This is a genomic window from Rhizobium sp. 768_B6_N1_8 (assembly GCF_051811225.1).
Taxonomy (GTDB): Bacteria; Pseudomonadota; Alphaproteobacteria; order Rhizobiales; family Rhizobiaceae; genus Rhizobium.
In genome coordinates, this window is the sequence record NZ_JBPWPV010000002.1 from 321,041 (window position 1) to 333,938 (window position 12,898).

12 protein-coding genes are annotated in these 12,898 nt (G+C 58.6%); 7 read left to right on the top strand and 5 right to left on the bottom strand.

What is annotated here, in order from left to right:
* Positions 1–109 precede the first annotated feature (109 nt).
* On the top strand, positions 110–1,135 hold the full coding sequence (locus AB8B33_RS25740) for a substrate-binding domain-containing protein (RefSeq protein ID WP_439017525.1): 1,026 nt from the start codon (positions 110–112) through the stop codon (positions 1,133–1,135).
* A 122-nt stretch (positions 1,136–1,257) separates the two neighbouring features.
* Here the strand turns inward: AB8B33_RS25740 and AB8B33_RS25745 are convergent, their stop codons facing one another.
* Positions 1,258–2,049, bottom strand: a complete 792-nt coding sequence (locus AB8B33_RS25745) for a phenylalanine 4-monooxygenase (RefSeq protein WP_439017526.1) — start codon at positions 2,047–2,049, stop codon at positions 1,258–1,260.
* A gap of 119 nt (positions 2,050–2,168) precedes the next feature.
* Between AB8B33_RS25745 and AB8B33_RS25750 the strand changes: the two genes are divergently transcribed.
* A complete protein-coding gene (locus tag AB8B33_RS25750; RefSeq protein WP_113322518.1) occupies positions 2,169–2,630 on the top strand; it encodes an Lrp/AsnC family transcriptional regulator in 462 nt (153 codons plus the stop codon).
* A 14-nt stretch (positions 2,631–2,644) separates the two neighbouring features.
* Here AB8B33_RS25750 and AB8B33_RS25755 read toward each other — a convergent pair whose 3' ends face one another.
* Positions 2,645–3,145 (bottom strand): Lrp/AsnC family transcriptional regulator, encoded by a 501-nt coding sequence (locus AB8B33_RS25755; protein WP_439017527.1) that lies wholly within the window; start codon positions 3,143–3,145, stop codon positions 2,645–2,647.
* 127 nt (positions 3,146–3,272) lie between these two features.
* Between AB8B33_RS25755 and hppD the strand changes: the two genes are divergently transcribed.
* From hppD to maiA, 4 genes are all read left to right on the top strand, one after another.
* Positions 3,273–4,382 carry a 4-hydroxyphenylpyruvate dioxygenase gene (hppD, locus tag AB8B33_RS25760; protein ID WP_439017528.1) on the top strand — a complete coding sequence of 370 codons (1,110 nt, stop codon included), beginning with the start codon at positions 3,273–3,275 and terminating at the stop codon, positions 4,380–4,382.
* A 69-nt stretch (positions 4,383–4,451) separates the two neighbouring features.
* On the top strand, positions 4,452–5,813 hold the full coding sequence (gene hmgA, locus AB8B33_RS25765; protein ID WP_439017529.1) for a homogentisate 1,2-dioxygenase: 1,362 nt from the start codon (positions 4,452–4,454) through the stop codon (positions 5,811–5,813).
* Between the two features lie 49 nt (positions 5,814–5,862).
* Positions 5,863–6,888: a fumarylacetoacetate hydrolase family protein gene (locus AB8B33_RS25770; RefSeq protein ID WP_439017530.1), complete on the top strand. Its 1,026-nt coding sequence runs from the start codon at positions 5,863–5,865 to the stop codon at positions 6,886–6,888.
* Positions 6,885–7,517, top strand: coding sequence for a maleylacetoacetate isomerase (gene maiA / locus AB8B33_RS25775; protein ID WP_439017531.1), 633 nt, complete (start codon positions 6,885–6,887; stop codon positions 7,515–7,517). The genes AB8B33_RS25770 and maiA overlap by 4 nt, the downstream gene beginning before the upstream one ends.
* 85 nt (positions 7,518–7,602) lie before the next feature.
* Here maiA and AB8B33_RS25780 read toward each other — a convergent pair whose 3' ends face one another.
* Positions 7,603–10,626: a CHAT domain-containing protein gene (locus tag AB8B33_RS25780; RefSeq protein ID WP_439017532.1), complete on the bottom strand. Its 3,024-nt coding sequence runs from the start codon at positions 10,624–10,626 to the stop codon at positions 7,603–7,605.
* Positions 10,627–11,135: 509 nt separating this feature from the next.
* Between AB8B33_RS25780 and gfa the strand changes: the two genes are divergently transcribed.
* Complete coding sequence (gene gfa / locus AB8B33_RS25785; protein WP_439017533.1) at positions 11,136–11,708, top strand: S-(hydroxymethyl)glutathione synthase; 573 nt, start codon at positions 11,136–11,138, stop codon at positions 11,706–11,708.
* 92 nt (positions 11,709–11,800) lie between these two features.
* Here the strand turns inward: gfa and AB8B33_RS25790 are convergent, their stop codons facing one another.
* On the bottom strand, positions 11,801–12,031 hold the full coding sequence (locus AB8B33_RS25790; RefSeq protein WP_439017534.1) for a BrnA antitoxin family protein: 231 nt from the start codon (positions 12,029–12,031) through the stop codon (positions 11,801–11,803).
* Positions 12,032–12,200: 169 nt separating this feature from the next.
* A complete protein-coding gene (locus AB8B33_RS25795) occupies positions 12,201–12,848 on the bottom strand; it encodes a TetR/AcrR family transcriptional regulator (protein ID WP_113322525.1) in 648 nt (215 codons plus the stop codon).
* Between the last annotated feature and the right edge of the window lie 50 nt (positions 12,849–12,898).

Genomic DNA, 12,898 nt, shown 5'->3' on the forward strand with positions numbered 1-12,898 from the left:
GAAATTGAAATCGATTTGAGAAAATATAATCGACGGCATAGAATGTGGAATTTGCGAGGCCGATGGTATAGATGCCCGGCAGCGCAGGCGATGAAAGTTATTTCGGTCAATGAAACTCAAAGAGTTCGCAAAACAACTTGGATTGTCTCCAACGACCGTCAGCCGTGCGCTCAGTGGCTATCCCGAGGTAAGCGAGGTGACGCGCGCCCGCGTCGTCCAAGAGGCGGTGCGGCTGGGCTACCGGCCGAACGTCAATGCGGTCAGACTGAAGACCGGGCGGGTTGGTGCCATTGGCGTCGTCATGGGGCGTGCCGGCGAGTTTCATTTCGCGGAATTCATGGCCGGTATGGCGGAGCGTCTTATCACGGAAGACACCGATATCCTGGTCATTCCGATGGCCAATCCCGAATATGATGCCGAGATGCAACTCTACAGACGGCTGGCGGAAAGTCAGCGGGTGGATGCGATCATCGTGCATTCGCCTCGACCCAATGACCAGCGTATCGCGCTGCTGCATGAGCTGGGAATGCCGTTCCTCGTTCATGGCCGTTCAGACATCGACGTGCCGCACCCCTGGCTCGATATCGACAATGAAGGGGCTGTACGCCGCGCGACCTCGCATTTGATCGATCTCGGTCATACGAGGATTGCGATGATCAATGGCCGCGAGGGCGCAACTTACGCGCTGCATCGCGACATCGGTTACCGCAGCGCCTTGCAGAGCCACGGGATCGAGGTCGATCCGCAACTGATCGCCAACGGCAATTTCACCGACGAGCTCGGTTTCCGCTTTGCGCGGTCATTTCTCGAGCAGCCGAAGCGGCCGACCGCGTTTGTCGCGGGGTCGATGATGACGGCGCTCGGCATTTACCGCGCCGCACGTTCGCTGGGGCTCCAGATCGGCAGCGATGTCTCGGTCATTGCCCACGATGACGTCTTTCCGTATCTGACAGCCGACAACATGGTCCCCTCGCTGTCGGCAACCCGGTCGTCGATGCGTGCGGCTGGTACGCGATGCGCCGATCTCGTCCTGCAGCTTTTGGCCGGGCGTTCGCCGACGGAGATTCACGAATTGTGGCCGGTTGAACTCATCCTGCGCGAGTCCACCGGACCGGTGCGGACGTCCCCGACCTGAGCGATTGGGCGTTTGTGAAGCCTTGCTGACATCATCGCGCTGTCTTGTGCGATCGCCAGGAACCCGCGCGTCGCCATCGGATACAAGGTCGAGTCGGGACCGGCCGCGATAGTGTCAACGATTCACGAAGCTTTGGCCTCGAAAGTTGGGGCGAAATCACCCAGCGATTTCGCCTTCAGGATCGTGCCTTCGATATCCTGCCCCACGATTGCTTCGAGATCGGCAAAGCTGTCGATGACGTAGTAGATCGGCTGGAGGATATCGATCCGGTAGGGCGTCCTGAGCACGCTCAGCAGATCGAACGGCCGAAATTCGCATGCCTTGCCTTCCATCGCCGCCTTCGCTTCGCTTGGCGATGAGACGATCCCTGCGCCGAAGCAGCGGCGGCCCTGCGGCGTATTGATCAGGCCGAACTCGACGGTGAACCAGAAGATGCGGAACAGATGCCAAGAATAGCCTTTGCCAACGCGAACAGCTATTTCGCCGAAATGCCGTACGAAATTGGCATAGCTCTGGTTGGTGAGCATCGGGCAGTGGCCGAAAACCTCGTGGAACAGGTCCGGTTCCTCAATATAGTCGATATGCTCGCGACGGCGCAGGAAGGTTGCGAGCGGGAATTTGCCTTGTGACAGAAGTTCATAAAAGCGAGAGGGCGGAATGAGCGCCGGCACGCCTTCCACGCCGAAGCCGGTGGTCTCGTTCAGGCGTCTGTTCACATCGAGAAGCTGAGGCACCTTGTCGGGCTTCAGCCCTAGCATTTTCACGCCATCCAGATATTCGCGGCAGGCCGTACCGGCGAGCAGCTTCATCTGACGCCGGTAGAGTTCGCCCCAAATCGCATCTTCCTCAGGGGTATAGGCATATAAACCGTGCGGGCCAGGCAGTTTGGCGGTGTAGCTGCTTTCCTTGGTCATATTCTGATCCTCCCGGGATAGCGTTTCTGCCATTATCCCCCGGATTCTGAGGATTTTCTTTTCTTTCGTGCTGCCAATTGCCATAGTGATGGCAAATATTCCCAAATGTGGTACAGAAAATGAAAGAACCTGGGAATTTTCGCCGCAAGCTTCTGCAACTTATCCAAGCCGACGGCAGTCTTTCTCTGGCAGACCTGGCGGAAAAGGTCGGCATGTCGCAAAGTTCGGCCTGGCGGAAGATCCAGGAACTGGAAGCCGACGGTGTCATCCGTAAGCGTGTGACACTACTCGATCCCGGAAAACTCGATCTCAAGCTCTGCGTGATCGCGCATGTGACGCTGGAGGATCACCACGAAGAGGCGGTCGCCTCTTTCGCTTCGGTGGTTCTGGAGCGGCCGGAGATCATGGAGTGCTATGCCTTGTCAGGCGCTTTCGACTACATGCTGAAGATAAGGGCGAGGGACGTGGAAAGCTACGAAGCCTTCATGACCCGCTACCTCATGCGCAATCCGCATGTGCGCACAGTCGTATCGAGCTTTGTGCTGCGGGAGCTGAAATTCTCGACCGAACTGCCGCTCTGACGCTTGGTGCCAGATCACCGCGTGCTGTCGCCATGCCGATGACCCGGCATGTGTATCGGAAAGCCTTCGAATGTCTTCAGCGTGTCGAGCACGATCGAGGTTTTTACGTGCTGCACCGACTCGTGGGGTAACAGGACGTCGTTGACGAATTTGGAGAGGTCCGCGAGCCCGCGGGTCGCGACCTTCAAGTGATAGTCCATTTCACCTGTCAGCGCATAGGCTTCGAGAACTTCCGGCAGTCCATTGATCAACTGCGAAAATCTGCGGGCATTGTCTCTGTTATGGGTGGCAAGCGTCACGGAAATGACCACCAGCATATCCAGGCCTAGCTTCTGTTGATCCAGATTGGCCCGGTAGCTGCGAATATATCCCTCAGTTTCCAGTCTCGTCCGCCGGCGCGAGCATTGCGAGGGTGAAAGCGCGATCCGCTCCCCCAGCTCATTGTTCGTCAAACGGCCGTCTTTTTGAAGCTCCTGGAGCAGGCGCAAATCCAATTTGTCGAGCTGTTCATCCATTGCGCGGAATCTCCAAAATCCTCACGAACCGTGCATAATCTCTTCCTCTGGCATGAAGAATGCAAGAACTTTGCATGCGTTTTGGGCCACACTTTGCATATCGAAGTCCAGTTCCCAGGAGGAAAAAATGGGCCCTTTTCCGCATGATGCACCGCCCTCGGAAATTACCGCCGACAACCCGGCCGGCACCGACGGATTCGAATTCGTTGAATTCGCCCATCCTGAGCCCGAGAAGCTGCGCGAGCTCTTCACGCGCATGGGCTACATCCCAGTCGCCAAACACAAGACGAAAGACATCACCGTCTGGCGGCAGGGCGACATCAACTACGTCCTGAACGCCGAACCCGGCAGCCATGCCGCTCGTTTCGTTGCAGAGCATGGTCCCTGCGCTCCCTCGATGGCATGGCGCGTCGTCGACGCCATGCACGCCTTTGATCACGCGGTGTCGAAAGGCGCCGTTCCCTATGAAGGGGATGACAAGGCGCTCGACGTCCCGGCGATCGTCGGCATTGGCGGCTCGCTGCTCTATTTCGTCGAGACCTATGGTGCAAAGGGATCGGCCTACGATGCCGAGTTTGATTGGCTCGGCGAGCCTAACCCGCATCCCCAGGGGATCGGTTTCTATTATCTCGACCATCTGACGCACAACGTCTTCCGTGGCAACATGGACAAGTGGTGGGACTTTTACCGCAACCTGTTCAATTTCAAGCAGATCCACTTCTTCGATATCGATGGGCGCATCACTGGTCTGGTGAGCCGCGCCATCACGTCGCCCTGCGGCAAGATCCGCATCCCGCTGAATGAATCGAAGGACGACACGAGCCAGATCGAGGAATATCTGAAGAAATACAGGGGTGAGGGCATTCAGCACATCGCCGTTGGAACGGAAGATATCTACGAGGCCACGGACAGGCTTGCCGGCAATGGCCTGCGCTTCATGCCGGGACCGCCAGAAACCTATTACGACATGTCCTACGAACGCGTGAACGGCCATAGCGAACCTGTCGAGCGCATGCAGAAGCACGGCATCCTCATCGATGGCGAAGGCGTGGTGAATGGCGGCATGACGAAAATCCTGCTCCAGATCTTCTCCAAGACCGTGATTGGACCCATCTTCTTCGAATTCATCCAACGCAAGGGCGACGAGGGCTTCGGCGAAGGCAATTTCCGCGCTCTCTTCGAATCGATCGAGGCCGATCAGATCAAGCGTGGTGTCATCGGTACTGCGGCGGAGTAAACTCTCGGGGCCACCTCGCGCGTCTGAAAGGACGCGCGACGCCGAGAGTTTCCGGGGAGGAGTTGAGCAATGGACCAGTCATCAATCCAGGCTTCCGAGGGTGAAGCCTCGACGACAAACAAGCTGAAATATATGCCGGGGTTCGGTAACGACTTCGAAACAGAGTCGCTTCCCGGCGCCCTGCCGCAGGGCCAGAACAGCCCCCAGAAATGCAACTACGGTCTTTATGCGGAGCAGCTTTCCGGCTCGCCGTTTACCGCGCCGCGCGGGACGAATGAAAGGTCCTGGCTTTATCGCATTCGCCCGAGCGTGCGTCACACAAGCCGCTTCTCGAACGCGTCCTATCCGCTCTGGAAAACCGCGCCTTGCCTGGACGAACATTCGCTTCCCCTGGGGCAGCTTCGCTGGAATCCCATCCCCACGCCCACCGAGAAGCTGACCTTTCTTCAGGGGGTGCGGACAATGACGACGGCAGGCGATGTCACGACCCAGGTGGGCATGTCAGCACATGCTTACGTCTTCAATGAGGACATGGTGGATGATTACTTCTTCAACGCCGATGGTGAACTGCTGATCGTGCCGCAGCTCGGCGCCGTCAGAGTGTTCACCGAAATGGGCATCATGGACGTGGAGCCCCTGGAAATATGCCTCATCCCACGCGGCATGATGTTCAAGGTTCTCCGTAATGGCGAGCAGGGGGTCTGGCGCGGATATATATGCGAGAATTACGGCGCGAAATTCACGCTCCCGGACCGTGGTCCCATCGGGGCGAACTGCCTGGCGAACCCGCGCGACTTCAAGACACCGGTCGCCGCTTTCGAGGACAAGGAAAAGCCTTGTCGCGTCCATGTGAAGTGGTGCGGAAAATTCTATGTTACCGATATCGGCCACTCACCGCTCGATGTGGTAGCGTGGCACGGCAACTACGCCCCCTTCAAATACGATTTGCGGACATTTTCTCCTGTTGGTGCGATCCGCTTCGATCATCCCGATCCGTCGATTTTTTCGGTGCTGACCGCGCCCACCGAAGATGCAGGCACGGCGAATGTCGATTTCGTGATCTTTCCGCCGCGCTGGCTGGTGGCAGAGCACACGTTCCGTCCGCCTTGGTACCATCGCAACATCATGAGCGAGTTCATGGGCCTGATCCATGGCCAGTATGACGCCAAGGAGGAGGGCTTCGTCCCCGGCGGCATGAGCCTGCACAACATGATGCTTGCCCACGGGCCGGACGCCCTCGCCTTCGAAAAGGCATCCAATGCCGAGCTCAAGCCGGTGAAGCTGGATCACACCATGGCCTTCATGTTCGAGACCCGGTACCCGCAGCAATTGACGAAATACGCAGCCGAGCTTGAAACGCTGCAGGATGATTATCTGGAATGCTGGGACGGCCTGGAACGCAAGTTCGACGGAACCCCCGGTATCAAGTGATGGCCTCAAGTGAGGATCGGTCAGGCATCCTCTGGCACAGGAATGGGATATGAAGCTTGCGACGTTGAAAGACTCCACGAGAGATGGCCGGCTCGTTGTCGTCTCCCGCGACCTTACCCGCTGTTCCGAAGTCGGTCACATTGCCCGCACGTTGCAGGCGGCTCTCGATGACTGGGAGCACGTGGCTCCAAGACTCGCGCAGATTGCCGAAGGTATCGAGACCGGTGCCCAGCCGACGATCCGGTTTCATGAACACGACGCCGCATCGCCCCTGCCGCGGGCCTACCAATGGGCTGACGGTTCGGCCTATCTCAACCATGTTGAATTGGTACGCAAGGCGCGGGGCGCCGAGATGCCGGCGAGTTTCTGGACCGATCCGCTGATGTATCAAGGTGGTTCGGACGGTTTCCTCGCGCCGCGAGATCCGATCGTGGTGGCTGACGAGACTTATGGGATCGATATGGAGGGTGAGGTTGCCGTCATCGCCGGCGACGTTGCTATGGGTTCCGGTCCTGAAGCAGCGCGCGATGCCATCCGTCTGGTGATGCTCGTCAATGATGTGTCGCTGCGCGGTCTCATACCGGACGAGTTGGCAAAGGGATTTGGCTTCTTCCAGTCCAAGCCGGCATCGGCATTTTCTCCGATCGCGGTGACGCCGGACGAGCTCGGAGCGTCGTGGGACGGCGGCAAGGTGTGTCTGCCGCTGCTTGTGAGCTTGAACGGCAAGGCATTCGGCAAGGCGAATGCCGGCATCGATATGGCGTTTGATTTTGGCCAGCTCATCGCCCATGCCGCCAAAACCCGCAATCTGGTGGCCGGAACGATCATCGGCTCGGGAACGGTTTCCAATAAGCTGGATGGCGGAGCGGGCAAGCCCATCGAAGACGGAGGAGACGGCTACTCATGCATCGCCGAGATCAGGATGATTGAGACGATCGAGACCGGATCGCCGAAGACTCCGTTCATGAAGTTCGGGGATCAGGTCCGCATCGAGATGAAGGATCGTGCCGGCCATTCGATCTTCGGGGCGATCGAGCAGACGGTCGAAAGATACAGGGGAGCTGGGCTGCAATGAACGAGGTCGTTCTCTACGATTACTGGAGGTCATCGGCGAGCTATCGCGTCCGCATTGCGCTCAATCTCTTGGCGATCGACTACAAAACAGTGTCCATCAACCTGTTGGAGGGAGCGCATAAGAAGCCGGAATATCTGGCGCTCAACCCGCAGGGGTTCGTGCCGACATTGGTGATCGACGGGAAAGCTCTGACCCAGTCGCTGGCGATCATCGAGTATCTGGCCGAGGTTCGGCCGGAATGCGGATTGCTGCCAGCGGATATTGCCGATCGCCAGAAAGTGCGCGCCTTCGCATACGCGGTCGCCATGGACATCCATCCGATATGCAACACGCATGTCGTGGCGCACCTCATGACCGTAGCGGACAAGACCGACGCCCGCGAGGAATGGATGAAGCATTTCATCACGGACGGACTTCGTAAACTGGAAGCGATGATCGACCCAGCCGACAAAGGGTTCAGCTTTGGGGATACACCGACGATGGCGGACCTCTGTCTTGTTCCGCAGGTCTACAATGCCCGCCGCTGGGGAGTGGACATGACCGATTTCAAGCGCATCGTTGATATCGATGGCAAATGCGCCAAACTGCCAGCCTTCCAGGCTGCCCATCCTGACCGCGCGAAGTCTTAACACAAAACCAGCTTCGGCGTAATGATCCGCGGTCTTGCTGGTTGTTTGATTGAGCCACTGCGATACCTGCGTGAGCTGAGGCTGATCATCCCTCGAAGAGAACAAACGCTGCCCATAGCGACGGATCGCTGGCCTTGTCGATTTTGCCGCTTATGGCCTCGATGCGGGTCCTTCGGAGTGCTGCGGCATAATCGAGCTTGTCTGCCGTCAATATCTGATAGTAGCGCGCCATGAAATTGGCGGTGCCTTCGTCATCGACCGACCACAGAGTGAGCAGTGAGCGCCTGGCCCCTGCAATGGCAAGCGCCGTCGGCAGACCGCGAACATTGCCTATGCGGCTTGGATCGCCAAGTGCCGTCTGGCAGGCCGACAACACGACGAGATCGGTTGAGGAGAGATCCCAGTTCATCAGTTCTCGTGCATAAAGAATGCCGTCATTGTCATTGGCATCCGGCTCTTGCGCTGCGACTTTGCCGGCAACGATGAGGCCGCTGCGCCATAGGGCGTCAGTGGTTTCCTCATCGGTATCAGCGTCAAAGAAACCATGGGTCGCAAGATGGATGATGGAAGCGTCGGCTGAAGCCTTGCGGATCGGTACTTCCATACCGGTGGTTCCACTCAACGAAACTACATCGAGGCCGGCAGCTTTCAGATCATTTCCCACGTCATGGATCTCACGGCGCGTAAAGGGCAGGGGGCGCTGGTGCCAGTATTTCAAATCGCCCACGACGAGCGCCTTTTCGCCCGGGGCCGGCCGGTCGCGCTTGGGTGTAAAGAAGATCGCATCCTCACGCGTCAGCATGTGCACCTCGAATGCCTCGTCGAGATGTCTACCGTCATCCGTCTTCATCATGGCGAATGGGATGCTGTAGAGTGCTCCGTCGGGAACGACGTAGAGCTGCGTCTTGTCTTCGAGCACACCCTTCAGTGGGCCGAAAAGCGACTGGTAGAGCTTACCGAAGCGCCTGTCCGGATTCTCTTCCGCTGCTGCCTGTCGAACGATCGCGCCGAGGGCGCCGAGATCGAAGATGGCGGGTGCCTCACCCTTGCGACGCACGATCGCCTGAAGCCTTGAATCTGCGCTGTCGGCATCACCGTTACGTGCGCGCCGTGAACTGACGAAGAAGTCGATCATCGCTGCGTTTGTACCGAGAACGTCTTCCACGGATTGCGTGGCGATGTTTTGGCCGAGTGATTTCGGCAATCGGTCGCGGGTCGCTTTAAGTTCGGTCAGGATCTGCCGGACTTCGGTGTCTACATCGCCCGAAGAAAGCAGCTCCTGCTGTTGACCCAAAAGCCGCACAACGGTTTCGGCGAGCTTATGCACATCGGGATTGGTGGTTGTCTCTGCTGCCATGCGCAGGCGGGTGCGCTCGCCGCTCTCCATGGTTTTCCAGCGCGCCACTGAATCGGCATAGAGCGTTGCGGCTTCCGGACTGGATAGCGCGAATTCGCCGAATGTGCGCAGCATATCATCGGCGAGGCGACGCGTTGTCTCCGCGACATAGCGGTTGCCTGATGATCCGACCTCGCGCAGCATCCAGTCGAACATCCTCTCGTCGAGCTGCTGGAAGCTTTGGAGCGTCTCGGCATCCTTCCGGCGCATGTGGGTTGTCGCGACCTCCAGCAATGCATCGAAGGTCAGGGGATGGAGCTCGCCAAAGGCTCCTTTTGATATCTCATAGGCTTCCTGGCGGAGGGCAAGGGCACGCTTGGTGTCGTCCCGCATCTCGAACTGCTCGGCCGCAAGCTGCGCTGTTTTGATCCGCATCAGGTCGGGTGCGCTGCGCCAGTCCTTTATCGCTGCCATATCCTCCAGCGACTTGTTGTCCATCCGCGCGTAGCGAAGGAAATAGGCCTGCGTGTATTCCTTCCACCTTTCGCCCTGTGCGGCGTGCTCCGAGTGCGGATCGGCGATTTCCAAACCGATCTTGCGCTGCTCTTCGAAGGCCTTTAGCGCTCCATCCCTGTCGCCGAGGGCGAGCAGATCAAGACCGAGATTGGAGGCGCTGACCAGCGCCTGGATGCTGGCGTGTCCGTAATGGGCGATACGCAGTTTGAGGAGGGCTTCATCAATACCACGGGCGACCTCAGGATGGTCGACCATGCGCAATGCCTCGGCATAATTGTTGGCGGTCCGCCAGGTCAGCGGCACGTCATTTCCGAGTGACGAAAGGGCTGTCTGATAGATTTCCTCCTGGATGTTGAGGCCGGATGCGACGGCGCCATTGTTGACGAGGAACGAAGCCAGATTGTCGCCGCCTGAGATCGCTTCCTCGGATGTTTCGCCGTATTGCCGTTGCAGCATCTCGCGGGCTGTTTGGGCCGTCCGGAGTGTCGCATCGATGTCGCCGCCGGACCTCTGCAGAAATCGTGAATATTCGAACCACAGCGTGGCGAGTTCGCGGCTTTCGATTTTCGCTGCATTCGTGCCGAGGCCTTCCGTATAAAAGGCTTCGGCTGCCGCCATTTGCCCGCTATCTGCAAAGGACTGTGCAGCCGTCGTGTATTCCGAAAGCGTGAGGCCGTAATTTTTGCCGGCGGCGGCATGGCGCAGGGCTGACTGCAAACGGATGAAACCTTCCTGCGTGTCCCCGGTTTCCAGAAAGCTATAGGCGCCGATGATGCGGGCCATGATCTCGGATTTGCTGTCCTCTCCCGACATGGCGACGGTTTTTTCGATATAGGCCTTGACCGATTTCTGCTGGCCCTCACGATCGCCAACCATGCCCTGCGCGTGCAGGAGCAGGTTGTAGAACAGGGCGATTCCATCACCGTCCAGCTCTTTCGACAGCTCGTCACGAGCCGTGAGCCCGTCTCGTGCCAAGCGCTGCCAGGCATTCACCTCTGCATCGAGCTTCAAGGCCTGGAGACCGAAACGCCCCGCCAAAACGCGCTCTCCCTCCTTGCGGAAGTCCTGACTTGCCGACCATGCAAGCGTACGGCCGGCATTCGGATCGCGATCGGATAGCTGGTTGACCTGCTGTCCAATTTCTGCTGCGCGCACTTCGGCGGACCGATGTTGGCCGGTGGCGGCTGGAAAGGCGATGAGGAGAAGCGCAAGCAGCGCGGCGCCGATAGTCGGCAGGGGATGTCTTTTCGTTACCATTATCCGGATCAACATAAATTACGAGAAACGCTAAAGAGCTAGAGCGGGGCGACCATTCGTCGAGAGTCAGGAGGATCGCGATATGCCGGGCAAAGGTTGGCATGGGCAAAGGAGCTGGCGGGGAGCAATCCAGACGGATCTGCGCGGTCCCATAAGGTATCAGTGCTGCAATTTTGTGAATCAAGGATTGAGAGGCGGCTGCATTGGGATAGCGGGTTGAGAGCGCAAAGGGCGTATCGGGTATGCCCGACGATCCGAGGTCATCGAATGGCTCGCGACCTTTCTCCTGGCGGTCGTCGAGCCGACCGCTGACTGAGCATCCCTAAAGTCGGGCTCGGATATCGTACCTGATCCCGTGGCATGAGCAGAAGAGGGGCGGACGATATCAACCGTGTGGTGATATACTCACCCCAGGAGGAAGTCTCGCGCTGGCAGTCGAGGGTTTGCGCGATGACACAGGGCTTGGCCGCGGCATCCCGCCTCGGCCCAGGAAGGGAAGGAGACAACGCATGAACAATGTAGCGATCCACCCAATCGTGGATTCAGGATACCGGGCGACCGATGCGTCATTTGTCGGCGGCACGCTAGTATGCAATTGCGCAAGCAATCCGGTGAAAGTCCGCGTCAAGGGCGATATTGCCCACAACCATGCTTGCGGCTGCACGAAATGCTGGAAGCCGCAGGGTGCGGTCTTTTCCGTAGTTGCCGTCGCGCCAACGGCGAACGTCGAGGTTCTGGAGAACGGAAACAAGCTCGCGGTCGTCGACACGTCCGCGCTGATACAGCGCCATGCCTGCAAGGATTGCGGGGTTCACATGTACGGGCCTGTCGAGCGCGATCATGCCTTTCAGGGGCTCTCCTTCGTCCATCCCGAACGGTTCCAGGAAAGAGGCTGGGCAGCACCCGGCTTTGCCGCCTTCGTGTCGTCCATTATCGAAAGCGGATACGACCCCGGGAAGATGGGCGCCGTACGCTCGCGTCTCAAGGAAGTTGGGCTTGAGCCTTACGATTGCCTGTCGCCCGGGTTGATGGACTTGATCGCCACCTGGACGGCGAAAAAGGCAGGGGTTCTCGCGGCCTGACATGCCGCGGAAATTCGCTTTCGGTACCGTCGCGATTCTCGCGGCGGTGCTCCAGGATAAAGGCACTCGACGCGCCTTCGCCCAGATGCGGGTCAGTCCTTGTTCGCCATGGCTGCCCGCAACGCGTCGTTGATACGCTCCTGCCAACCTGAGCCGTCGGCCTGGAAGTAGGCGAGAACCTCGCTGTCGAGCTTCAAGGTCACAAGTTCCTTCACATTCGGCAGAGTGGGCCGCTCGACGGCCGATGTCGCCGGCTTCTTGACAGGTTTGAACAGGGCCTCGGCCGCTTCATGCGGGTTAGCGGGGCGTCTCGGGGTGCGCATGCGCGTTTCTTCCTGATTTTTCGAGCCGGACCATTCGAGCTCGAGACCGGGTTTGTCGACAGGATCTGTCGTATCGTCAAGTGGAAACACCGGAGGCGATCTTCAAGAGTAGGAAAACTGCCGTCCACCCCAGGGAGAGCCCGCCTTCAATCCCGCATGTCCTATGTCCCTAAGCAGCGCATCCCTTCAAGAAGATATCCGCACACATTCTCGCCCTCGCGGCGATCTCTTCGATGTTGGGCGCCGGCAGTTGGCGCAGCATGGCGGCGCGTTGGGGTTCCATGATCATCATGCCGCGCAGCATGCCGCAGGCGGCGTGCGGGTCTTCGAGCTTGATCAGCCCGTGTTCCACCTGGCGGCGCAGCCAGTTTTCCATCGACGTGTTGGTGCGCACGATCGCCTTCTCGTAAAACGAGGTGGCGAGTTCGGGAAAGCGGTCGGATTCGCCGATGACGAGGCGGGTAATCGTGATCGTATCCTGCGAAAGCGTCAGCATGCCATAGGCCATCAGCATGCGCTCCAGTCCCTGGCGAAGCTCGGCCGTCGCCAGTGTGCCGGGGTCGAGCGCCAAGAGGAAGCGTCCGGTGCGATCCGAGACCATTTCGGAAAACAGATCTGCCTTCGTCGGAAACAGGCGATAGAGCGTCTTGGTTGAAACGCCGGCTTCCTGCGCGATCGCAGCGATGCTGACCGCAGCATAGCCATTCTCGTGGAACTGCCTGTTGGCGGCTTCGATGAGCACGCCGCGCGTATCCTCGTCACACCGTACCTGCGGCCTGCCGCGCGGCTTTTTCTCGATATTGTGATTTTCGACCATCGCGATTTTCCAAATTCTTGTTGACTTCTCTTTTTTAACTCATATTTTGG

Bases quoted from the DNA above. Each gene is read 5' to 3' on its own strand.
- AB8B33_RS25755 (WP_439017527.1), bottom strand. From the start codon at position 3,145: ATGGATGAACAGCTCGACAAATTGGATTTGCGCCTGCTCCAGGAGCTT.
- AB8B33_RS25795 (WP_113322525.1), bottom strand. From the start codon at position 12,848: ATGGTCGAAAATCACAATATCGAGAAAAAGCCGCGCGGCAGGCCGCAG.
- AB8B33_RS25790 (WP_439017534.1), bottom strand. From the start codon at position 12,031: ATGCGCACCCCGAGACGCCCCGCTAACCCGCATGAAGCGGCCGAGGCC.
- AB8B33_RS25740 (WP_439017525.1), top strand. From the start codon at position 110: ATGAAACTCAAAGAGTTCGCAAAACAACTTGGATTGTCTCCAACGACC.
- hppD (WP_439017528.1), top strand. From the start codon at position 3,273: ATGGGCCCTTTTCCGCATGATGCACCGCCCTCGGAAATTACCGCCGAC.
- AB8B33_RS25780 (WP_439017532.1), bottom strand. From the start codon at position 10,626: ATGGTAACGAAAAGACATCCCCTGCCGACTATCGGCGCCGCGCTGCTT.
- AB8B33_RS25750 (WP_113322518.1), top strand. From the start codon at position 2,169: ATGAAAGAACCTGGGAATTTTCGCCGCAAGCTTCTGCAACTTATCCAA.
- gfa (WP_439017533.1), top strand. From the start codon at position 11,136: ATGAACAATGTAGCGATCCACCCAATCGTGGATTCAGGATACCGGGCG.
- AB8B33_RS25770 (WP_439017530.1), top strand. From the start codon at position 5,863: ATGAAGCTTGCGACGTTGAAAGACTCCACGAGAGATGGCCGGCTCGTT.
- hmgA (WP_439017529.1), top strand. From the start codon at position 4,452: ATGGACCAGTCATCAATCCAGGCTTCCGAGGGTGAAGCCTCGACGACA.
- AB8B33_RS25745 (WP_439017526.1), bottom strand. From the start codon at position 2,049: ATGACCAAGGAAAGCAGCTACACCGCCAAACTGCCTGGCCCGCACGGT.
- maiA (WP_439017531.1), top strand. From the start codon at position 6,885: ATGAACGAGGTCGTTCTCTACGATTACTGGAGGTCATCGGCGAGCTAT.